Source organism: Polynucleobacter sp. AP-Sving-400A-A2 (assembly GCF_018688155.1).
Lineage (GTDB): Bacteria > Pseudomonadota > Gammaproteobacteria > Burkholderiales > Burkholderiaceae > Polynucleobacter.
The window spans coordinates 271,111-293,872 of record NZ_CP061312.1 but is presented as its reverse complement, the minus strand read 5'-3'; the positions used below and the strand labels follow the sequence as shown (position 1 = coordinate 293,872).

Annotated in this window: 25 protein-coding genes; 1 reads left to right on the top strand and 24 read right to left on the bottom strand. The window is 40.6% G+C overall.

Annotated elements, in window-relative coordinates; genetic code table 11:
* Positions 1 to 5: 5 nt before the first annotated feature.
* From C2758_RS01590 to C2758_RS01510, 17 genes are all read right to left on the bottom strand, one after another.
* Entirely contained in the window at positions 6 to 986 is a 981-nt protein-coding gene (locus tag C2758_RS01590; RefSeq protein ID WP_215328849.1) for a hypothetical protein, read from the bottom strand.
* A complete protein-coding gene (locus C2758_RS01585) occupies positions 983 to 2,743 on the bottom strand; it encodes an ABC transporter ATP-binding protein/permease (RefSeq protein WP_215328848.1) in 1,761 nt (586 codons plus the stop codon). The genes C2758_RS01590 and C2758_RS01585 overlap by 4 nt, the downstream gene beginning before the upstream one ends.
* Before the next feature lie 216 nt (positions 2,744 to 2,959).
* Positions 2,960 to 3,751 (bottom strand): phytanoyl-CoA dioxygenase family protein, encoded by a 792-nt coding sequence (locus tag C2758_RS01580; protein WP_215328847.1) that lies wholly within the window; start codon positions 3,749 to 3,751, stop codon positions 2,960 to 2,962.
* On the bottom strand, positions 3,748 to 4,869 hold the full coding sequence (locus C2758_RS01575) for a DegT/DnrJ/EryC1/StrS aminotransferase family protein (protein ID WP_215328846.1): 1,122 nt from the start codon (positions 4,867 to 4,869) through the stop codon (positions 3,748 to 3,750). Before C2758_RS01575 ends, C2758_RS01580 begins: the two co-directional genes overlap by 4 nt.
* 251 nt (positions 4,870 to 5,120) lie before the next feature.
* Complete coding sequence (locus tag C2758_RS01570) at positions 5,121 to 5,765, bottom strand: hypothetical protein (protein WP_215328845.1); 645 nt, start codon at positions 5,763 to 5,765, stop codon at positions 5,121 to 5,123.
* A 3-nt stretch (positions 5,766 to 5,768) separates the two neighbouring features.
* Positions 5,769 to 6,518 (bottom strand): SDR family NAD(P)-dependent oxidoreductase, encoded by a 750-nt coding sequence (locus tag C2758_RS01565; protein ID WP_215328844.1) that lies wholly within the window; start codon positions 6,516 to 6,518, stop codon positions 5,769 to 5,771.
* A complete protein-coding gene (locus C2758_RS01560; RefSeq protein ID WP_215328843.1) occupies positions 6,515 to 7,270 on the bottom strand; it encodes an SDR family NAD(P)-dependent oxidoreductase in 756 nt (251 codons plus the stop codon). The genes C2758_RS01565 and C2758_RS01560 overlap by 4 nt, the downstream gene beginning before the upstream one ends.
* Before the next feature lies 1 nt (position 7,271).
* A complete protein-coding gene (locus C2758_RS01555) occupies positions 7,272 to 7,493 on the bottom strand; it encodes a phosphopantetheine-binding protein (RefSeq protein ID WP_215328842.1) in 222 nt (73 codons plus the stop codon).
* A complete protein-coding gene (locus C2758_RS01550) occupies positions 7,493 to 8,560 on the bottom strand; it encodes a 3-oxoacyl-ACP synthase III family protein (protein WP_215328841.1) in 1,068 nt (355 codons plus the stop codon). The genes C2758_RS01555 and C2758_RS01550 overlap by 1 nt, the downstream gene beginning before the upstream one ends.
* On the bottom strand, positions 8,557 to 8,793 hold the full coding sequence (locus C2758_RS01545) for an acyl carrier protein (protein ID WP_215328840.1): 237 nt from the start codon (positions 8,791 to 8,793) through the stop codon (positions 8,557 to 8,559). The genes C2758_RS01550 and C2758_RS01545 overlap by 4 nt, the downstream gene beginning before the upstream one ends.
* Positions 8,790 to 9,623, bottom strand: a complete 834-nt coding sequence (locus C2758_RS01540; RefSeq protein ID WP_215328839.1) for a methionyl-tRNA formyltransferase — start codon at positions 9,621 to 9,623, stop codon at positions 8,790 to 8,792. Before C2758_RS01540 ends, C2758_RS01545 begins: the two co-directional genes overlap by 4 nt.
* Positions 9,620 to 11,140, bottom strand: a complete 1,521-nt coding sequence (locus C2758_RS01535) for an amino acid adenylation domain-containing protein (protein ID WP_215328838.1) — start codon at positions 11,138 to 11,140, stop codon at positions 9,620 to 9,622. Before C2758_RS01535 ends, C2758_RS01540 begins: the two co-directional genes overlap by 4 nt.
* 71 nt (positions 11,141 to 11,211) lie before the next feature.
* Entirely contained in the window at positions 11,212 to 12,210 is a 999-nt protein-coding gene (locus C2758_RS01530; RefSeq protein ID WP_215328837.1) for a GDP-L-fucose synthase, read from the bottom strand.
* A gap of 18 nt (positions 12,211 to 12,228) precedes the next feature.
* Positions 12,229 to 13,359, bottom strand: coding sequence for a GDP-mannose 4,6-dehydratase (gene gmd, locus C2758_RS01525; RefSeq protein ID WP_215328836.1), 1,131 nt, complete (start codon positions 13,357 to 13,359; stop codon positions 12,229 to 12,231).
* A gap of 32 nt (positions 13,360 to 13,391) precedes the next feature.
* Positions 13,392 to 14,366 (bottom strand): GDP-mannose 4,6-dehydratase, encoded by a 975-nt coding sequence (locus C2758_RS01520; RefSeq protein WP_215328835.1) that lies wholly within the window; start codon positions 14,364 to 14,366, stop codon positions 13,392 to 13,394.
* The gene (locus C2758_RS01515; protein ID WP_215328834.1) at positions 14,366 to 15,904 is read right to left on the bottom strand and encodes a mannose-1-phosphate guanylyltransferase/mannose-6-phosphate isomerase; all 1,539 of its coding nucleotides are present in this window, start codon (positions 15,902 to 15,904) and stop codon (positions 14,366 to 14,368) included. The genes C2758_RS01520 and C2758_RS01515 overlap by 1 nt, the downstream gene beginning before the upstream one ends.
* Before the next feature lie 74 nt (positions 15,905 to 15,978).
* Positions 15,979 to 16,341, bottom strand: coding sequence for an HPP family protein (locus C2758_RS01510; RefSeq protein WP_215328833.1), 363 nt, complete (start codon positions 16,339 to 16,341; stop codon positions 15,979 to 15,981).
* Positions 16,342 to 16,651: 310 nt separating this feature from the next.
* Between C2758_RS01510 and C2758_RS01505 the strand changes: the two genes are divergently transcribed.
* Positions 16,652 to 18,562, top strand: coding sequence for an acyltransferase family protein (locus tag C2758_RS01505; RefSeq protein WP_215328832.1), 1,911 nt, complete (start codon positions 16,652 to 16,654; stop codon positions 18,560 to 18,562).
* Positions 18,563 to 18,622: 60 nt separating this feature from the next.
* Here the strand turns inward: C2758_RS01505 and C2758_RS01500 are convergent, their stop codons facing one another.
* The 7 genes from C2758_RS01500 to C2758_RS01470 form a co-directional block, all read right to left on the bottom strand.
* Entirely contained in the window at positions 18,623 to 18,931 is a 309-nt protein-coding gene (locus C2758_RS01500; protein ID WP_215328831.1) for a high-potential iron-sulfur protein, read from the bottom strand.
* A 135-nt stretch (positions 18,932 to 19,066) separates the two neighbouring features.
* The gene (locus C2758_RS01495) at positions 19,067 to 19,255 is read right to left on the bottom strand and encodes a hypothetical protein (RefSeq protein ID WP_215328830.1); all 189 of its coding nucleotides are present in this window, start codon (positions 19,253 to 19,255) and stop codon (positions 19,067 to 19,069) included.
* A gap of 83 nt (positions 19,256 to 19,338) precedes the next feature.
* Positions 19,339 to 20,028: a GTP cyclohydrolase I gene (gene folE, locus C2758_RS01490; RefSeq protein ID WP_251369274.1), complete on the bottom strand. Its 690-nt coding sequence runs from the start codon at positions 20,026 to 20,028 to the stop codon at positions 19,339 to 19,341.
* 183 nt (positions 20,029 to 20,211) lie between these two features.
* Positions 20,212 to 20,583 (bottom strand): MAPEG family protein, encoded by a 372-nt coding sequence (locus tag C2758_RS01485; RefSeq protein ID WP_215328828.1) that lies wholly within the window; start codon positions 20,581 to 20,583, stop codon positions 20,212 to 20,214.
* On the bottom strand, positions 20,580 to 21,215 hold the full coding sequence (gene plsY / locus C2758_RS01480) for a glycerol-3-phosphate 1-O-acyltransferase PlsY (RefSeq protein ID WP_215328827.1): 636 nt from the start codon (positions 21,213 to 21,215) through the stop codon (positions 20,580 to 20,582). The genes C2758_RS01485 and plsY overlap by 4 nt, the downstream gene beginning before the upstream one ends.
* 79 nt (positions 21,216 to 21,294) lie before the next feature.
* A complete protein-coding gene (gene xerD / locus C2758_RS01475; RefSeq protein WP_215328826.1) occupies positions 21,295 to 22,218 on the bottom strand; it encodes a site-specific tyrosine recombinase XerD in 924 nt (307 codons plus the stop codon).
* Entirely contained in the window at positions 22,211 to 22,696 is a 486-nt protein-coding gene (locus C2758_RS01470) for a YajQ family cyclic di-GMP-binding protein (RefSeq protein ID WP_215328825.1), read from the bottom strand. The genes xerD and C2758_RS01470 overlap by 8 nt, the downstream gene beginning before the upstream one ends.
* Positions 22,697 to 22,762 lie beyond the last annotated feature (66 nt).

Here is a 22,762-nt window from a genome sequence, read left to right as displayed (position 1 = left end):
GATTGTTACTTGAATTTCATCTGTTTTATAGAGCCCTTAAGGCTTGAAGCATTCTTAAAGAATCGCTCCCCAAAAATTACCATAGCAATGAATTTAATTAAATTAATAATTAATGCATTCCACCCCCCCAACGAAGAGAAGAATGGGTTATTGGGATAATAATGCCTCGTTTTATCTAGGCCGACATGAATCATCTTTTCTTTATTATAGGGCTGACTTTCATAGGTAAGGTCAAACATGCAATTCTCTCCCGTTCCATCATTACCCATATTACGAACAAGAGAATATGATGGAAATAGGCATCTTTTCTTTGTTTTAATCATGTGGAGTAAAAATGCAAAATCAGCAGCAACTAAGCCATTGGATACTGCCCTAGCACCCTGAAGTAAATCAGGCCTATTCAGATTCATTCTTAAAAATAATTTTGGATTCCACAAGAATTCAGCAGCCAGGTCTTCAAATTTTGGAACCTCATAAAATCTATCCTTCCAAATGCCATAACCCCAAGCTGCAAAACCAGGAAGTAGCACGGCATCAGTAGAGGAGTTTATAGATACAGATTTATCGAGATACCCGCAAATAGCAAAGACACTTTCATCCCCCTTATAGAGGGCAAGTCCATCATTAATATACCTAAGAAATCCCCTACCAACGATAGTATCATCTTCGATAGAAATTAAACTTTCAGCCTTTTTAAACACCTCATCTACTAAAAGCCTAGAATTATCATAAGCCCCTAAATTTTCCTCTCGAAATATTGCAGTTACCGATTTAAATCCACTTATCGATTTAATATACTCCCGTAAAAGGCAAACATCAGGTTTATCGACGTCACTCCTAGGTGCATCTGATGCAATAAATAAATCCGTCAATCCAGCTAAATCATTTTGCAAAAGCGATTCAATAGTATTTTTAAGATGATCAATTCTTATATAGGTATGAATAACTATCGGAGCAAAGCGATGTTCACTATCTTGATCACTCATTTCTTCTCAATCATTTCCGCATATGTTCCAATCCTCTTCACCCGCCCTCGCTCCATTTCTATAATTCGGCTACAACCCCTCAATGTTGACAATCTATGGGCAATAACAATAATAGTAAAGCACATATCTAGAGAGTAAATGCAATTCATAACAGAATTTTCAACGCTAGAATCTAAAGCACTTGTTGCCTCATCAAAAATTAAAATCTGTGAACTTTTATAAAGAGCGCGTGCTATTCCAACCCTTTGTTTTTGTCCACCAGAAAGAAACGCACCTCGCTCGCCAATCATTGCATCAATACCAGCAGGAGCAACATCAATAAAATCCATTAACTCCGCCTGCTTTGCAGAACTTAAGACTTTTTCGACTGAGATTTCAGACTCAGGAATTCCGAAAGTAATATTCTCTTTAATTGAGCCATCGGTTAAAAATATTGATTGTGGTACATGGGCAACTATTGACCGCCAAGACTTAATATTTTTCGAATTAAGCGCAACAGAGTCTATCTCAACCTTACCACTTGTTGGTAACAATAGACCCATTATGACATCGACAAGCGTACTTTTTCCTGAGCCAGTCTTGCCAATTATTCCAATTCTTTCGCCTTTAAAAATTTCAAGATTAATGTCCGATAAAATTACCTGATCTAACTTTCCAAGCTTTAATTCGATATTATTTAATTTAATTGACCCGCTGAATTTAAGAGGCGAACTCACTTTATCATCATTTGCAATTTCTCTATTGAGTTTTAATAGTTCATTTATTTTGATTAATGGCAGTAGCGTGCCGTTTATTGAATTTACTGCTATGTAGCATTGCTGCAAAGAGGGCAATAATCTTTGCCCAATCATGACAAGGACGGCAAGGGTGGGAAGAGCAAGAATCATTTCGGCACCATTTGATAAAAAATAGCCAATAATTGCTATTGAAATTATTGCGACTACCTCAACCGCAACCCTCGGTACCGCGCTAATGAATTGACTGTTCCCCTGAACCTCTCTAAGGGTTGAATCTGCAGCAGCATGAATGCGTAGAAAAGTATTTTGGCTGCTGTCGATTATTATGTCCCTTATTCCACCGATCGCTTCCTGCAAGGCCTTTAATGTTTTGGTGGACTCAGCATTTAGCCGTTGGCCATTATCTATAAATTTTTTCTTATTCATCATATAGATAGATATGTATATGATGAATAAGAAAAGAAATGCAAGTATAGAATTAAAGGGATATATAAAAATAATCAATAAACATAGTGAGATAATTAGAGATAATCCACTAAAAATTAATGTAAGAGGATTTATTACTTGATAAATAAGTAAATTAACATTTACAAAAATATTGTTTATTATTTCACTGCTGTGATCGTCAATAATATTGATATAAGGTTTGTGTAAATACGCTCTGAAGCAGGCTGTGCTTATTTCAGCTCCAAGTGAAAAAGAGAACTTTGTACCCGCATACAAGGCTAGAATTCTAACTAAACCGGACATGGAAACCAATAAAATAAAACAAATAACTATTGGAAGAACAATATCTTTGGCTGCCGTAATATTGAAGTAATAGGCGATATTTATTTTTGAAATATACCCAAAGGGAATGTCGGGACTCATTAATGCAAGCATCAATGGTCCAATAGCACCAATGCTAATTAGCTCAAAAGCAGAAGAGGTTACATTTAGCGCAACCAATAGAATTAACTGTTTTTTTCTTCCGTAGCTTAAGTTACACAAAAAGAATTTTAGCGCGTTTAAAGTATGCAATCTGGTCTTTTTATCTTAATTTGGCGTTTAAGTATGCTTCACAATTTTAGCAATATTCACAACTTATATGCGCTTTAATAATGTCAATAGATGTGATGAGATACATGCAGCTTGGTTGAGAAATAAGGAGCCTATGCATTTTTTTAGCTCCATTCCCCTTATCTTTATAAGTTGATTTAAATTATTAGGGGATTTTGGAGATGGGGCAGGCTCGAGTTATTCCTGAATTTTCTGATAGAGAGCTTTTAATTTTTGAGATCTAGAATTAGAAAAAATTTCATCATGGCTCAAATTCAAAATCCACTGGCCATCACTTGCTCCAGTTAACGTCTGAGAACTTGATGGTTCATTTGCATCCTGAATATGAACATCGAGGTACACTCGCTCCTCGCCACTTAAATTTTCGCCGGACGAATGCCAAAGTGCAGAATGCATAAATAAAATATCGCCTGGAAACAATTCAGGCGTTAGGCGCGGATAGGCTGCTGGTAAAAAATCTCTAATCTCCCCAACATCACCCAAATATCCAAACTTATGCGTTCCTGGATATAGTTTTAGACCGCCGTTTTCAACCCAACACCTTGTCAGCGGTATAAATAATGAGTAGCGTTCAAACCCGCCCTTATGATAACCGACATCTTGATGCAAGAAAACCGGGGAAAAATCTTCCGCATCCTTCTTAACAATTCTAAAGTTATATAACCCAACATTACCCAAAAAGAATTTTTCAATGGATTTCAATAATTGGGCATTCTTTAAAATCTCCCTCAATGGATTGCCGTCCTCGACCCCAACCTCGGTTAAATGAAAATTAGTACGATTGAAATGATCTGAATTTTGATAACTCTTATATTCACGATAGTAGCGCTCAATAGTTTTGCTATCGATTGCTTTACGCAGAACATACATACCGAAATAATCGAGAACTTCCATATTGAGTACCCTTGCATCTAAAGCGCCCGAGTTAATTGCCTCATTCATGAACTTAATTGGAGCATTAAATTTCATTTAGTATTTCCTAATTCCTCTAGAATGACATTACAAATAAAATCTTGTTGGTCAATGGTAAGCTCTGGATAAATAGGCAAACAAAGCACCTGAGCTGCAGCCTGAATTGCATGCTTTAAGTTCTCATCCCTTGCAGATGGTAATCCAGAATACATGGGGAATTTGCTAATTAAAGGATAAAAATACCGTCTTGAATAAATCTCTTTATCTTTTAGCTTTTGATATAGGGAATCTCTGTCTATTTCAGCATTTTGCTCAACAAGTATCGGAAAGTATGAATAATTTGCAACCGACGCTTCACTTGCATCAAGGCAGCGCATGCCGCTTATTCCAGATAATTTTTTCCTGTACGCAGCATCAATTAGCTTGCGCTGCTGAATGACCTTATCTACATACTTAAGTTGCAGCAATCCAAAAGCTGCATTAATTTCACTCATCTTGCCATTGATGCCGGCAGTTGTAACGGTTAGCTCATCAACAAAACCAAAGTTTTTTAATTGATCAATTTTTTGCTTCATTTCCAAATCTTTTGAAATTATTGCCCCACCTTCAAATGTATTAAATACCTTGGTAGCGTGAAAACTGAGAATTGATAGATCGCCATGATTGAGAATGCTCCCGCAATGACACTGCACTCCAAATGCGTGGGCTGCATCGTAAATTACTTTTAGATTATGCTTTTTAGCAATTAATTCGATATTTTCGACATCGCATGGATTCCCATAGCAATGGACGGGGAGAATCGCAGTTGTATTGGATGTAATTGCATCTTCAATCTTTTGTGGGTCCAAATTTAAAGTTTTTGGATCAACATCTACGAATACTGGCTTAATATTATTCCAAAGCAATGAATGTGCAGTTGCAACAAATGAATAAGGTGTAGTAATAACTTCCCCCCTAATTCCCAGGGCCTGCAAAGCAGTAATTAAAGCAATCGTTCCATTAGAAAATAATGAAATGTTGCTGACACCCAAATATCTAGCTAGCTCATCTTCTAGCTCTTGATGAAATTTTCCACCATTTGTTATGACGCCACTATTCCAAATCTCTTGTAGATATGGCATAAATTCGTCCAAAGGCGGAAGAAATGGTTTGGTAACTAGAATTCTACTCATCATGAATTATATTATTGTCAGGCAACTGGAGCAAGCTAAGTGCAATGCTGCCTTAAGAGAACGGGCAGTGGATGGGCAAAAAAAACATCCCCCCTGGTTAATTGAAGTAGAAGTAACGGCACATCAATACATATATATATAAATTCAACCAACCCCTAAATTTTATCTTTTAAAGTCGCCCACTTTGGCTTTACCATTAAGGCATTGGAAGGCAAATAAAAATCTATATACAATTACAATATAGCCAGGTGCAATTAGCTAATTATAATTATACTTTCTTTGTATTTGTAAAAAATAGTGCTGCCATTTTCAACATTCTTATCAATCACCATGCCAGCTTGAATGGTGTTTTCATCTCCAATTCTAATTTTTGGAATTACGGTTGATCTAATGCCAAAAAAATTTGAACTTCCAACAATTACCCCGCCCGCCAATCCAGCAGTAGAAAAAAAATTGTAACTATCAATTTGACAATCATGGCTTATGAAGCTGTAAGCGGTAAATACATTTCCATCCCCAATTTTTACATTTGGGCCAATAACGACATTCTGACCTACTATATTGCCAACACCCATTTTCACTGAGTCAGGAATTTTTACACTCGGGTGTATTAGGTTTTCTAGATTGACTTTTTTACCAAGTAACGTCTGAAAAAATTCCCGCTTCTTACCTGTAGAGAATGCAACCAGCACATTCTGACTTTCTTTGAATTTATATTCAAAAGTTGTGCCTAAATACTCTTCCTTGTAGCCATACCTTGCTTTATTGTTTTGGTAGTTTTCATAACCACCATCATCTAAATAGCCCTCAACTTCCAAATCATCAAAGCACTTAATAGTTTCAACGCACTCAGCTGCGAGAGCCCCACTACCTACAACTATCAACCCTTTTTGACTCATTTTTTAACCCGTTAGATTGATTGATCTGCCACCATCAACAACAACTTTTTGTCCAGTTATCCACCTAGATTTATCGGACAATAAAAAGGCAACAGTATCAGCTATATCGGTTGTTAACCCCAATCCTAGCGGATAAGCTGCCTCCATCCTATTTTTTTTATCCTCATCCCCCAAAATGCTGGATGTCATAGCGGTATAAATTGCACCAGGAAGCACCGAGTTAATTCTAACTTTTGGCGCTAATTCAACAGATAGGCACGCCATTAATCCATCTAATGCAGATTTTGAGGCACCGTAGCTACTTAATGCTTTAGCACCTGAACCACTTAAATTACTTGAAATAAAAACAGCTGATCTGAGATTACTAGAGTTAACTTTTTGGGATGCCAAGGATTTAACAATTAGCGCAGCAGAAACCACATTAATATTAAAAATTTCAGAGAAATCCAAGTGGTTAAGCATCTTAAGAGGCTTTAACTGCATAATCCCAGCGCTATGAACAAATTTATCAACAGTAATGTTATTTAACGTAAGCAGATCAGAAATTGACTGCTCGACATTCACCGTATTCACCAAATCATGATTCCAGATCAAGTGATCATCAGGACGCTTCAATTCGGATTGGATATTTTGTAATTTTTGTAGATCTCTTCCATGAATTATAAGCCTGCTATCATCTTGTAATCGGTGGATCACCTCCCTGCCGATTCCTGAAGTTGCTCCAGTTACCAATGTAAATTTAATTAAACTCATTGCGCTGTATAGCCCCCGTCTACTACAAGCTCAGATCCTGTTATCCATCTTGATTTTTGTGATAGTAGAAATACGATGGCGTTAGAAACATCAGAAACCCCACCCAACCCAAGGGGGTGAAGCGCTCTCAATCTATCAACGTATTCGGCGTCAAAATTTTCGGACAGCTTATTTAGCATTGACGTTTCAATAAATCCAGGAACGATAGAATTTACTCTAATCTTTTTTGGCGCCAATTCTATTGCTAAAGATTTGACGAGCCCTGTAATGGCGGATTTTGACATTGCATACGCCGAATTTGCAGCTGATCCAACTTGTCCATATATTGAAGATATAAATACAAATGAGGCGCCTAATTTTGAGATCACCCTATATGAAGAGCAAAATTTTGACAAAAAAATGGCTGCATGGCTATTTATAAGATACGTATTAAGCGCCCTATCCATGTCTAGTGATTTTAGGGGGGATAATTGAGATACTCCAGCACAATGAACAAGCCCATCCAAACGCTCACCCTCTAATGCCGCAATCAAAATATCCTCAAGAGCACCAAACTCGCAGAGATCGGCATGAATAATCTTGATTTTTTCACTCTTACATAATTTCGCCGTTTCACATAACCCATCCTTATTGATATCCAGCAGATAAATAAATGCGCCCAAGCTAGCTAAATCGAGCGAAATCTGCCTACCTATACCAGAGCCAGCACCTGTAACTAGAACATTCTTACCGCTAAAGGTGGGGGACTCCATCTTAATTTTGACTTTTTGAGCTTATGAAAGCAAACAGTTTTTCAGGGCTCTGTAATTCTATGATTTCCTTTGATGTCAAGCTTATGTTGTAGTCAGCTTTACACCAAGCGATAATTGACAGGATTGTCAAAGAATCCCAAGCGTCAAAATTACAAAAATTATCCGATGGGGAGAGTTCATCAACCTCCAACAAATCAGCCAACTTACTAAGAAAAAATTCCATTACACCTCCAACATTTCGCAAAAATCTAATTTACCGACATTTAAAATTGTCGCTCCCCACGCAAGACCAACACCAAAGCCACAAAAACATATTTTCATAGTTTCACTTAATAATTGTTTGGAGAAATTATGTACTAATGTAACCGGAATCGTTGCGCCACTTGAATTCCCATACAAGCCGACCGTATTAGAGGGAAGCTTTGCATACTCAATAGACAATTCATCAGCTAATTTTTCAAGCATAAATTTATTTGGCTGGTGGAAAATAAATTTATCAATTGAATCAATCGTCTCGCCAGACTCCTCGAGAATTTCACGAACCAGAGGTGGCACACTGTTCATAACAAAGTTAAATACCTGGTCCCCATGCATAACAAGATGATTTAGACTTCTAGAATTCCCACTATCGTCTCGATACATAACTTCAGTTTCAGGGGAATAAGGCATTCTAGCCAATCCAGCGGGGATATTTAAGGCCATTGCACCTTTACCATCCATTTTTAATGATGCAATTATCGCAGCATTCAATCCATTATTCTTTTTGATAATTGTTATGGAGGCGGCATCCCCAATCAATGGGGCGCTATTTCTATCATCAGGTGAAACTTTCGGACTGAGAACATCCACATTCAAAAGCACAACCTGATTAACCTTCTTTTGGTCAAGCAATTGAAAGGCCTGTATTAAGCCAACTATAAATCCAGCGCAACCTTGATTGATATCCAAACAAACCACATTGCTGCTCAAACCCAATTTTCCATGCAGCAAGTTACTAGTAGGGGGCATCTGATAGTCCGGAGTTTGACTAACAAAAAGTAGAGCGTCAATTTCATCCCTATCAAGCAACTTTTTATCAATCAAATAAAGTAGTCCAGCCAAACATAGATCTGATGAGCAAGTTCCAGGAATTGCCACCCTCCTTTTATCCAACCCCATTATGCTCGCAAGCTTCAAGGATTGCTTTTCAGAAAATGCATAGTTAGCTAACTCATCTTTAAAGTTAACGCTATTTTTTGGCAAAATAGTTAGTACTCCAGAGATATATTTATCAGCATACTCAAAAATCATTTCATTGTTCTCTCTACCAATCTTATAATTTTCTCAGTATTATTAAAATTCTCAGGAAGAACATCTAAGCCAGATATTTTTATACCAAACATCATCTCTAATTCACTCACAATGGTAACGATATCAAATGAATCAAAATAGCCATCATCAATATAGTTGACATTTTCATCAAAAACCAAATCCGGCCTAATACTTAGGAGGATTTGATGAATCTTATTTTTTATTTCATTCATAATATATCGAAACTTTCTAATAAAATGTTCCCATCCTTTAGCTTTAAATAGTAATCAGCCCCCACTTTATTTAACCCTAGATTGAGATAAGTATTGTTAATATTATCAGAGGCTATTTTAGCTTTCCAGATAATAAGATCTTCAAATCTAGCGCCAAAATATGGTCTGGAAGCCGCTCGAATCATCCCATGGGCCGCCTCCACCCCCACCTCAGTTTTGATCGTTACGTCTTGAATTTTTAATCTTCCATAGTACGAGGACCCTACATTATTTTGCTTGGAGCCCAGATTTCCAGAGGCAACTAACTCAATTGCTCTCGCAATCATTCTGGGATACATTTCCATCATTTTATTTTGCAAGTCTGCTACATAGCATTCACCGTCCAAATAGACCGTCTCTTGGACAAGAATGTTTCCAGTATCTACCCCCTCATCAATATAGTGGATCGTAATACCCGTTTCAAAATCTCCATTAATAATTGGCCAGTGCTGAGGACTCATTCCACGATACCTCGGCAATAAGGAGGGGTGAAGGTTTATGCAGCCAAAATTTGGAATGTCAATAATTTCCTTTGGCAATACTTTTTGAAAATGGCAGGTGATTAGCAAATCAGGACGAATATTTCGTAACTCAGACTCAAATTCAAATGATTTAATGTCTTTAAAGCGCATGTATTTAACACCTAAGAGAGATGCGCTGCGCTCCATCTTTTTATAAATAAAATTCTCATACCAAGGAGAGATGGCCAGCTCCACGCTATGTGGACCTTTTCCGAGTGAGTCCAACACTACAGCACTGAATCGATCCTCACCACAAAATACTATTTTCAACTTAATTCACCCTCTTTGATTCTCAAGCGATCAATCTTCCCGTTTGGATTCATTGGTAACTGTTTTTTGTGGATATAAATATGGGGGACCATATATCTAGGAAGCACTCGCGCTAAAGCAGTCCTGAGAACCTTATCTTCAAGCTCAACATCAGACTCATAGATCAACACAATCCTTTTCTCACTCTCCCTGTATAGCGCACAACAGTTAAGCACTATTTTTAGCACATTTACGCAAACATGCTCTATCTCTCCCAATTCAATCCTGTATCCTAAGTGCTTAATTAGGGTATCTTTCCTACCCTTATAGACAATTTCACCAAAGCCGTTTAGCGTAACTAAATCACCGGTTCTGTAAATTAACTCCGGATAGCTTTTGTTTAATGGATTTTGTACGAACGCACTTTTAGTGCCCTCGGGATTGTTGTAATAGCCCATAGCCAGAGAGGTTCCACGAACACATAACTCCCCTTCTTCATTTGCCGATTTCACCTGTCGATTAAATTCATTCAAAATAATTACATCGGTATTTTGACAAGCGATCCCAATTGGAATCGGCTCATCATCCTCGATTTCTCTATTCACAATAAAATAGGTGCAATCCAATGTAATTTCAATCGGGCCATACATATTTACAAAGGTAGTTGTTGGGAGCTTTCCTCGCCAATAATTAAACTGCTTTGTAGGGAAAACCTCTCCCGCAAACCAAACTACATCCAATTTCAAGCGCCTCTCACCCAGCAAGTCAAAATTTGCAATATTCACCATGATTGTTGGCACCCAAAAAATGAAGTTAATACCCTCATCCTCAAGATAGTTGATAATTTTTACCGGGAATGTGGAGTATTCCTCTGGAATCAAATATAAGGTAACCCCTTTAGCGCACATTAAACATATTTCGTAGGTGTATATGTCAAAAATGCATGGGGATAAAGATCCTATTTTGATGCCCTCATCAAATTTAAATTTTTCCACAGACCATTCTATAAAATCTATAAAGCTTTTGTGATTCAACACTACAGATTTCGGAGTGCCGGTTGATCCGGAAGTATTGATGATGCAGTAAGGGTCTTGATCAATTATGAAATCGACTACATTTTTCTCAAGAACCTCAACCCCTTCATTGAAATTCATATCATCAATATTCAACACCAGTTCGTTGGAATACAATTTTTTTGCTCTGTGATAATTTGCATTATCAGTTATCAGGAGTGCTGGTTGTATGTGATGAAGAATTGCACTTAATCGCTCATCAGGAGCTCTTACATCTAAATTCATATAAGCATTGCCACTATAAGTGATGCCTAAATCTCCCAATACAGACGAGACTGATTTTGGCAAAAAGACGGCTATGGGTTTGTTTATTTCACAAGTTCTCTCAAGTATTTTTCTTGCGATAGATTTTGATCTCACCCCTAATTCATAAAAGGTAATTAAGACATCTCCCTGCTGAACCGCAATCTTTTGAGGGTGCCTCTTAATTGAATTTTCAAGATATTGAATAATATTGATGAGCATAATAATCTCTTGAGTTAACTAAATCAGCAATCTGATGAATTTTTTGCAAGTAAATTAAGCTTAAGTACCTGCTATAGAGCTTCAACGAAGCCACAATATGGAGAATTTTTTAAAAAAGCGGCGTAAGTAATTGGCACTCCAATATCTAAAGGTATTTTCGGCTCCCACCCCCAGGCGGCCAACTTCGAACTATCCATCCACTTTCGTGGTGCGCCATCAGGCTTTTCTGGATCAAATTGAATCTCCCCCTTAAAACCTACAGCTTTAGAAATAGCCTCAGCTAACTCCGCAATGGTGATATCAGAACCAGAGCCAACATTAATATGACTTTGCATTGGTTCAGTATGTTGGTCATATACCGACTTATCCAACTCCATCACAAATACAGATGCTGCAGCCATATCATCAACGTATAAAAACTCACGCCTTGGGGACCCAGTTCCCCAAATTACAACTTCCGGAAATTTATTTACTTTAGCTTCATGAAACCGCCTAATAAGAGCAGGAATAACGTGGCTATTTTCAGGGTGATAGTTATCACCGGGGCCATATAAATTTGTTGGCATTACCGATCGGTAGTCAATGTTGTGCGAAATTCCAAACTGACGGTTGTAGCTTTCACACATCTTAATTCCTGCAATCTTTGCAATGGCATAAGGCTCATTCGTAGGCTCCAACTTACCTGTGAGTAAGGCAGCCTCATTCATTGGTTGTGGTGCCAACTTAGGGTAGATGCAGCTCGAACCTAAAAATAATAGCTTTTTGACGCCACTCATAAAAGATTGATGAATCACATTACTCTGAACCATCAAATTCTCATAGATAAATTCGGCTGGGAAGGTATTGTTAGCGTGGATCCCGCCCACCCTTGCGGCAGCTAAGTAAACTTGATCAGGCTTTTCTTGCTTAAAGAAATTTTCTACCATTAGCTGATTTGTTAAATCCAACTCAGCATGTGTTCTTGTCAGGATATTAAGATAGCCCTTAGCTTGTAAATTTCTGACAATGGCTGATCCAACCATGCCTCGATGACCGGCCACGTAAATCTTTTGGTGTAAGTTGGATGTCATATATTTAACTTAGGGCAATCAGTTTTCTTTACCGACAGATACTGAATATCCATGCTTGTTAAGTAAGGCATGTTGTCTAGCCTTATCCAAATCATTTTCGATCATCTCTTGAATCATCTCATCCAGAGTAATCTCAGGAATCCATCCAAGCTTTTCTTTTGCCTTTGATGGATCTCCCAAAAGTGTCTCGACCTCGGTCGGGCGATAGTAGCGAGGATCAATTTGCACAATCACATCCCCAACCTTCAAAGCGGGTGCTTTATTTCCATCGATTTGAACAACCACCGCCTTCTCTTGCTCGGCAACCCCCTCAAACCTTAGGGTAATACCGAGCAACTTTGCACTGCGAACAATAAACTCCCTAACGGTAAACTGAATACCCGTGGCAATGACAAAATCTTCAGGCTTTTCTTGTTGCAACATCAACCATTGCATACGGACATAATCCTTTGCATGCCCCCAATCCCGAAGAGCATCAATATTGCCCATATAAAGACATTTTTCTAACCCTTGAGCAATGTTGGCTAGTCCACGCGTTACCTTTCGCGTTACAAAAGTTTCACCACGTCGCTTCGACTCATGATTAAAGAGGATGCCGTTACACGCATACATGCCGTATGCCTCACGATAATTGACCGTAATCCAGTACGCATAAAGCTTGGCTACTGCATACGGGCTCCTAGGGTAGAAGGGGGTACTCTCCTTTTGGGGGGTTTCTTGTACCAAACCATACAGCTCGGAGGTAGAAGCTTGATAGAACCGAGTTTTCTTTTCCAAACCCAAGATCCGGATAGCCTCCAGCATACGAAGTGGACCCATTGCATCGACATCAGCCGTGTACTCCGGCGATTCAAAAGAAACTGCCACATGGCTCTGAGCGCCTAAGTTATAAATTTCATCAGGCTGAGTTTGCTGAATAATGCTCACTAAATTACTGGTGTCAGTTAAATCACCATAATGCAATATCAAATCTGGGTGGTTAACGTGGGGATCTTGATACAGATGATCAATGCGATCGGTGTTAAAAGATGAAGCGCGACGCTTGATACCATGAACAACGTATCCCTTTTCCAATAAAAACTCAGCCAAATAGGAGCCGTCTTGGCCAGTAATTCCAGTCACAAGGGCGGTCTTTTGTTTGTTTTTCATATCATCATCTTTATATCGAAAATTTTTGTAACTTAAACTAGTGCTTGGAACATTTTTCTAGCGACATCGACACCGCTTATAGATGCACGCCACCCCAGTTTTTGCAAAGCACTTGCGGGATCGGCACGACCTACACCCAAATCTGTTGGGCGAAATAAATTAGGATCCTGGAGAACATGGTCCCTCCAATCCAAACCAGCCTGCTCAAAGGCTACAGCCACAAACTCTTCCAAGGTAATAGTAGAGCCAGTAGCTATGACAAAATCTTGTGGTTTATCTTGCTGCAACATCAACCACATTGCCTCGACATACTCTGGTGCCCAACCCCAGTCTCTTGCAATATCTAGACGTCCTAGTCTTAATTTTTCACGACTGCCTTCTGCAATACGTTTTACTGAACGCACAATCTTTTGAGTAACAAAACGCTCGGGGCGCAAAGGCGACTCGTGATTAAACAAAACTCCAGTGCAAGCGAACAAATTATAGGCATCCCTATAATTATTCACCAACCAATATGCGGAGGACTTGGCAACTGCATATGGACTCATCGGATGGAACGGGGTTGACTCATTAGCAGGAATGCCGCCAGTATCGCCAAAACATTCACCAGATCCAGCATGGTAAAGCCTAATGTCATGATCTAACATTCTGCAACCCTCCAGAATGTTCAACATACCCAAGGTAATGCTTTGAATTGTTTCCGCAGGCTGATCAAAGGAGAGGCCAACTGAAGATTGGCCAGCAAGATAATAAATTTCATCAGGATTGCTTTTCCTCAATGCTACCAAAACACTTCTAAAGTCTTCCGGCACCATGGATAGGCACTCAATATCGGACCTTAATCTAAGCGTATGTAAATTTGAAAAAGACGAGCCTTGAGCATCTCTGGAGGTGCCGAAAACTTTGTATCCCTTTTTTAAGAGTAATTCTGCTAAGTAGCTACCGTCTTGACCACTTACACCGCAAATTAAGGCTGTACGAGAGCCAAAGTTTTCAGTACTAGTCATTATTTCGACCGCCCATATATATCCTCAAATCGCACAATATCATCTTCACCTAAATAAGCGCCCGATTGCACCTCAATAATTTCTAAGGGATCTTTACCTGGATTAGCTAAGCGATGGGTTTGCCCTTTGGGAATGTAAGTACTTTGATTTTCAGTCAATGTCATTACCTGATCGCCATTGGTAATCTCAGCTACACCCTTAACAACCACCCAATGTTCAGCCCGATGCTCATGCATCTGTAAGGAAAGACTTGCTCCAGGCTTTACCTGGATTCGCTTTACTTTGAAGCGATCACCCTGATCAATACTGTCATACCAGCCCCATGGTCTTGAGACTTTTCTGTGTAAATTTTTCTCTTCTCGCTGCTGGGACTGAAGAAGCTCAACAACCGACTTTACAGCCTGACTACTTCTTCTATTAGCAACTAGAACTGCATCTGCAGTCTCCACAATAATCAGATCATCAACTCCAACAGCACTAACCAACCTACTGCTGGAATAAATCAAAGAATTTTTTACATCATCCACAATGACATCACCGGTAATGACATTAGCATTCTCATCCTGATTGCCAACTTGCCATACAGCGTTCCATGCACCCAAGTCATTCCAGCCGGCATCCAACTCCACCATCTTGACGGAAAAATGATTCAGTTCATTTGAGCTCGCACACCTCTCAATTACCGCGTAGTCAATTGACTCACTAGGAACTGTCTTAAAAATTTCAGCACCTGGCCTAATAAAAGCAACGTCACCAGCCTGATCAATCGCCCTCGCACCCCAAGCACTCTCAGTGGCGATATAAATATCAGGCCTGAATTCTTGTAATGCAGCAAGCCAGGTGCTAGCACGCAATACAAACATGCCGCTATTCCAAAGATAGTCACCTTCTTTTAAATAAGCCTCAGCAGTACTGACATCGGGCTTCTCAATAAATCTCTCCACATCAAACTCGCCATGAATACCAGCATCGCCTTGACGTTTGATGTATCCATAGCCTGTTTCGGGGGCGCATGGCGTGACACCTAAGATGGCAATTGTTTTTTTTGATTGGTCAGCCTCAACGGTTGCAATGCAATTCTGTAAGGACTTAATAAAGCTTGGTTGATTGCGAATGGTCTGATCGGCAGGCGTAATCACTAAAATTGGATCACCCTTCTGAGGGCTAGCATTTGCCGCAAAGTCTTGTGCCTGAAAGGCTGCCAATGTAAGCGCCGGCGCCGTGTTGCGCCCCATAGGCTCAAGCAGTAAATTTGCCTGAACCCCCTTTAGTTCTCGTAGTTGATCGAGAGCCAAAAAACGATGTTCTTCGTTGGTAACAATTAGAGTGGGGCCGAGCTCAAAATCATTGGCAGACCCGATTGCATTAATTCTTTCAATTGCTTGCTGAAATAAGCTCTTGCCCGAATCATCGCCAGACAATACTAAAAACTGCTTTGGAAAGCCCGATCTCGATAAGGGCCAGAGGCGAGTACCCGAGCCACCACACAATATGATAGGTAAGACTGAAGTCGAGGTAGATGACTGGGAAGTCGTCATGGGCGCCTAATTTAAACCTTTATGTTTTTTGTAAATAAGCCTTGATTTTATAGGCTTTATATCCACGATCAGGCTTAATTTGGCCTATTTGGGTAAGGCTTTCCAGTTAAATTACTATAGATAGTCCCAGCCAATATTAATAGAATGGAATCCACCATCACTGGGAAAAAAGCATATTGATAATGGTTAATCTGGCTCAAAACACCCATTAGGGCTACTGTGACGGCGAGCGGGTGCAAACAACGCAATGCAAGCATCCCCAGGATGGATAGGCTGGCCGCCAAAGGCATTGCTAACAGAGGCTCATTTACAAAGCGGAATATCGAGATGCCAACCAATGCCGATAGGGTATTCCCAGCAATAACAGCCCACGGCTGAGCCATTGAACTCTGAGGTAAGGCAAATACTAGCAGTGCACTTGCGCCCAGAGACTCCATTAGCCATTCGTCAATACCACCATGCTCATAAAGGGGCTAATCGATAGTGATCACTAACAAAAGTCCTAAAAATTCCCCAAATACAGAGCGTATCCACTCCAACTAAGAGACAAAAGGCTGATCACCGCCAAGATAAAAGGCAAGATTTTTTATGAGTTGCTTACGGGATAGTCGCATCACTAAGTTAATTAATTGCCAGCACTTAAAGAAGATAAGGGATCAAGGGTAATCAATAGGGTTTTCTTTTCAATCATAAGCGCATGCAGATAGATGGCCAATAAAGTGGTTTGGTCTACCTTAAAATCAACAGATGACTAGCCAAGCCACTAATCAACTGGACTTACATCACCGAAAAGAAATTGACGGGCTTAGAGCGCTAGCGGTATCGGCGGTAATCGTATTTCACTTCTTCCCAAGTGCCCTGCCATCTGGATATCTTGGTGTTGACTTGTTTTTTGTCATTTCCGGATACCTCATTACTCTTTTAATTGGTAGGCAAGCAGCAAAGAAAGAATTCCGATTTTCCTCGTTCTATCTAAAGAGGATTAGAAGGATTTTGCCAGCGATGCTAGCCATGCTTATTGCTAGCTCAATTGCCGCCACTTTTATATTGCTTGCCCCAGATCTAGAGAGGTATGCAAAGAGTCAAATTGCAACACTGAGTTTTATTGCCAATATTTATTTTTGGAGAACGGGTGGATATTTCTCAACCAGCGATGAATTAAAGCCTTTGCTTCACATGTGGTCCCTAGGTGTGGAAGAGCAATTTTATCTACTCTTCCCAGCAATATTAATCATCATCATTAGATTTGTTAGACCCCAATCACTAAAAATATTGGCACTGCTATTAATAGCCATATCTTCATATGGCGCTAATATTTATCTCACGCATATTGGTGGCTCAAACCCAGCATTCTTTTTACTCCCAACGCGCATTTGGCAATTTGCAATCGGTGGTTGTTTTGCACTACTACCAACTATTCGACCGGAAAATTCGACACGCCTGAACTTTTTGTTCATGGCGGGACTAGCGCTTATTGCTATTAATTTCATAAACCCGCTATCTCCAATTCCGAGTGCAACTCTATTGACTCTAGGCACGGGCCTCATTCTTTGGAACAAATTAAGTGGTAACTCGCTACTTCTTCGTTATCTAATTACAAAACCAGTGCGACTAGTGGGGCTATGCTCTTTTTCGCTCTACCTATGGCATTGGCCAATTTTAGTCTTTCTAAAGTACATCTATGTAGATAGCGTGCCTTTATATATATTGATGAGCGCATTGCTAGCAACTATCCTCATATCGTATTTGAGCTGGAAATATATTGAAAATCCATTTAGGAGTTCAATCCCCACCAGAACTACATTGCTTGCAATTCTCTCTATCTACTGCCTACTAGTTGCGTATGCGTCAACCATACTGGCATTAAAAGGCCTGCCAAGTAGAGATGCTGATCTTGCAAATTCATTTGCCAATGCCATTGACTCAAACTACCGGTGCCCCCCAAGCAACTACCGACTTTATGGCGCATCTCGTAGCTGCTTAATTGGCGATATAAAAGAGTCTCCCTCATTGGCGCTTCTTGGCAACTCACATGCCCAGATGTATGCACCAGCAATTATTGAGTCTCTCAACACACATCATCAGGCTGGCCTAATTATTCCACTCAATGGCTGCCTGCCAACAATCGATCTGAATATTTCTACAGAATGCCTAAAGATGGCTGAGATAAATATTCAAGCCATAAAAAAGGATAGAAATCTAAAAACTGTCATCATTGCGATGACTTGGTATTCAAATGACTTAGTTGATAAATCAGGGGAATTAATTTCAGACCCCAATTTCACCTATAGAGAAAAATCAATCATGATGCTGATGGATAATTTAGCGAAGACAGGAAAAACCATCTACTTGGTTGGTCCAATCGCTATTCCTAATTTTGACTTTGCATCAGTGGCGAGCAGAAATATTAAGTTCGGGAATGCTATTGAAAACTCTTCCGTCACGAGAGCCTCATTTGATAGTCAATTCAAGGCCCTGATAAGCTCTTTGTCACGCCAACTACAAGACAGACTGATCTTGCCCCACGAGGTACTGTGCGATCAAGAGCATTGCAACTTCGCAGATGAGCAGGGAAGCTACTTTTCAGACAGTAATCATCTATCCATATACGGAACACAGAAAGTTCGAAAAATGTTTAACCCCATTTTTGAGAGGTAATGCCATTAAAAAGGCCGCTTAAACAAGCGGCCTTTTTGAAGTCTTATAAATCAATGGCCATTAAGCCTTCTTAGCGTAAGCAGAGCACCAGCCTTTGCCGGCAACTTGCTTAGCGCCAAACAAAGAGCAGCCACCAGCAGCTGAATCAGCTTTACCTTGGTACAAAGCACAATTACTGCAAACCTGACCAGCGGCGTACTTTGGATACTTGGCTTTATCTACAGTAGTAGCGTTTGCTTTATAACCCAATGCAGCAGCTTGTGGATCCGTTTCAGCAACTATGGCTTGAGCTTGAACTTTACCGTTCAAGGCTAAAGTGCAGGCACCGGCAGCGGACAAAATCATAAATTGGCGACGGCTATTTTTCATATGGACTCCAGAGGGTGAGATAGAACAAAGATTGCATCTAAGTTCATCTTAGAGTAGATCAAATTACTCGACCATAGGCAGTGTAAGCTTATGATTTAATTGATTATTTTGTTGAGAACTGTTCTCAGTGGCGCATCAGCGCCAACCCTTGAGATTCATACAGCCAATTCTCTGTTTGATGTGTGCGCCTGAGTCAACAACGGGATACGCTGTTGCACAATCAATTGCATCCTGCTTGAAAGTAGCCCGATTGTTCTTTGAGGGATCGACATTCGCATCTGGATAGATCATTGATCCACAGCCAAAGATAGAAGTGATAACCAAGCAAATACTCAAAAATCGCATCTTAGGCTGGGACAAGAGATACCTTTTCATTTAGCGGTAGATCGTTGGGCTTAGATTAATCCCTATCTCTTTTCTAAAAGAGATAAAAACTCTCTACGCAAATTAGAGTCTTTTAAGAACGCTCCACGCATCACACTATTGACCATCTTCGAATCGCGATCCTTAACACCGCGCCATTGCATACAAAAGTGATCCGCATCCATCACGATAGCAACGCCGACAGGCTTGATTTTTTTCTCGAGCATATCCGCCAATTCCACAACTGCCTCCTCCTGAATTTGTGGGCGACACATTACCCATTCAGTTAGGCGCGAGTATTTCGACAAGCCAATCAGTGCAGATTCTTTGCTTGGCAAGACACCAATCCAGATGCGACCCATGATCGGGCACAGATGGTGTGAGCACGCACTACGAACCGTTATTGGGCCAATGATCATCAACTCATTTAGTCGGCTGACATTAGGAAATTTCGTGAGTGTTGGTTGCTCAATATAGCGACCATTAAATACTTCTTTAACAAACATCTTGGCAACACGTTGGCTGGTGTTTTTAGTATTGTGATCACTCTCTGTATCGATCACCAAACTTTCTAATACTGCCTGCATTTTTTCTGCAACCTCATCCACCAAGCCCTCTAACTCACCCGGCTTAATAAATGCAGAAATATTGTCATTCGCATGAAAGCGTGCCCTCTGAGCCTCGATGCGACGACGGATCACCACAGACAATGGTGTGCCTGCAGCATCACTCATCTTGGCAGCCACCTTCTTTGCTGGGGTCTTAGTAGCAGTACTCTGCACCACCTTCTTAACTACTTTTGTTGCTGCCTTGCTTGCAGGCTTAGTGTTGGTAGAATTTTTGGTAAGGTTTTTAGTGCTTATCTTTTTAATTGCCATTAATGTTTGTCTCGTGATTTCTAAATTATTTTGCTGCGATTAGATTTGTAAGAAGATCGCTACTATGCAAGCTAAGCCAGCAAGCCAAACGATAGATCTGCTTGTAGGCCAATCAGCAAGATAGCAAACTAAGTAAGTGATTCTGGCAATAACGAAACCCAGTGCCAGTAGATCCACTCTATGTTGAGGCGTATCTGCTATGACTGCAATGATGACTGCGGCAAAAAATAGCGGGAGAGACTCAAAGAGGTTTGCTTGGGCTGCATTAGCGCGCGCCCGATATCCAGTTTGTTTTGCTAACCATTGGCGAGGGGCGGCATTGTCATAGCCCTCAAATCCTTTTTTTGCAATGCCGGCGGCAACGATGGGAAGTAAACCCATAAAGAGAACACACCAATAAGCAATGGTCATGATTGGACTTTCTTCTTTGAGCCAATGCGCGACTCAGTGCCATTCATCAGGTTTTTGATATTGCTGCGGTGACGCCAAATCAAGAGCAAGCAAACTACTAATAGGGCAATACCCATCGGTTGAAAACCAAACAAAAACACAAAATAGATGGGGCCAAATACTGCTGCAGCTAAAGCAGCTAAAGATGAGTAGCGCATGAATGTCGCCACAATAATCCAAGTACCCAATGTAGCTAAGCCAAGAATCCAATTAATACCAAACAAAATGCCACAAGCAGTAGCAACACCCTTGCCACCCTTAAAGCCATGAAACGCCGGGAACAAATGTCCCAAGAAAACCGCCAGCACTACGCCGCATAACAACCAAGAACTTAAGGTAGAGGTCAACGACTCATCACCCAGAAGGATTCTGGCAAGCATCACAGCAAAAAAACCTTTTAGCGCATCTCCAATCAAAGTCAAAACAGCAGCAAGCTTATTACCAGTTCTCAGAACATTGGTGGCGCCTGGATTGCCAGACCCATAAGAATGGGGGTCGGGCAAACGCATGCACTTACTCACCACCACCGCAAACGAAATCGATCCGATGAAATAGGCAATTGGAATAAGTAAAAGATCTAAAGTGAAATTCATACTGATATCTTAAACACTTATCGTAGATATTATTTTTTGAGCACCTGAGCTGATCATCCAAACAACCAAACCAATCTTCTCAAGCACCTCTAGGATGATGTTGCTGATGAATCGATTTGAGGCGCTCTCTGGCTACATGGGTATAGATCTGGGTAGTAGATATGTCAGCATGCCCCAAAAGTAGTTGTACTACCCTTAAATCGGCCCCGTGATTTAGCAAATGGGTAGCAAAAGCATGGCGCAAGGTATGTGGAGATAAGGCTACTGGGATATTGGCAATCGTGGCATAGCGCTTAATCAGAGCCCAAAATGCTTGGCGAGTTAAACCTGTGCCGGTATGACGTCCCACAAATACCGCATCAGTGGTTTTGCCCTCAAGCAATGGTGTTCTGGAATCGGCAAGATAGCGACGTAACCACTGCCCCGCCTCACCACCAAAAGGTACTAAACGCTCCTTACCACCCTTGCCATTAACAACCCGAATGACACCTTCATTTAAACTCAAGGCAACGGTCTTTAAAGAAACAATCTCAGAAACGCGCAGGCCACTGGCATACATCAACTCAAGCATGGTGCGATCACGCAGCCCCAAGGCAGTTTCGACATCGGGGGCCTTGAGTAACGAAGTCACCTGATCCTCACTGAGTGTGTTAGGAAAACGCAATGCTTGCTTAGCTGCCCGCAAACCAATGCAAGGATCACTTTTTACTAAATTCATGCGCAAAGCATGACGATAAAAACGCTTGAATACTGTAAGCCTTCGATTTGCAGTAGTAGCTTTGTCGGCACGGCGATGCGCAATGTAGGCAGTGAGATCTTTCTCGGTTACTACATACAAATCCGCGCCCGAGTCTTTTTGAAGCCACTGCGCCAGGAGTAATAGATCTCGCTGATACGCATACAAGCTATTTTTCGCCAGCCCATCCTCAAGCCAACAAGCATCGCAGAAGCGCTCTATAGCTTCCTGGCTTGCTGGCGCAATCTGAAGCACATCTTTAGTCACGGAAGTTGTTAAAGCCCAATGGCGCTTCAGTTACTTCTTTCTTTAGCATAGCCATGGTTTCTTGCAAATCATCGCGCTTAGTACCCGTTACGCGTACAGCGTCACCCTGAATACTCGCCTGCACTTTGATCTTGCTATCTTTAATGATGCGCACTACTTTTTTAGCTAACTCTGCAGTAATGCCTTTTTGGATCTTCATGGTTTGCTTGCGCTTATCGCTACCAATCGTCTCTTTTTTGTCGTCTTTGAGGTAGCGCACATCCACATTGCGTTTAGCCATCTTGCCGTAAAGCACATCGCGAACTTGACCTAACTTAAAGTCGTCATCACCGAACAAGATCAAAATCTCATCTTTTTGTTCAACTCGGCTATCAGAGCCCTTGAAGTCAAAACGATTGGTAATCTCTTTATTGGATTGCTCGATCGCGTTTTTCAACTCAATCATGTCTGGCTCACACACTACGTCAAATGAGGGCATCTCAAACTCCTTAAATAATCTGGGTAATCAATTCTGCAAATTCAATCATTGCATTGTTACTTTTCA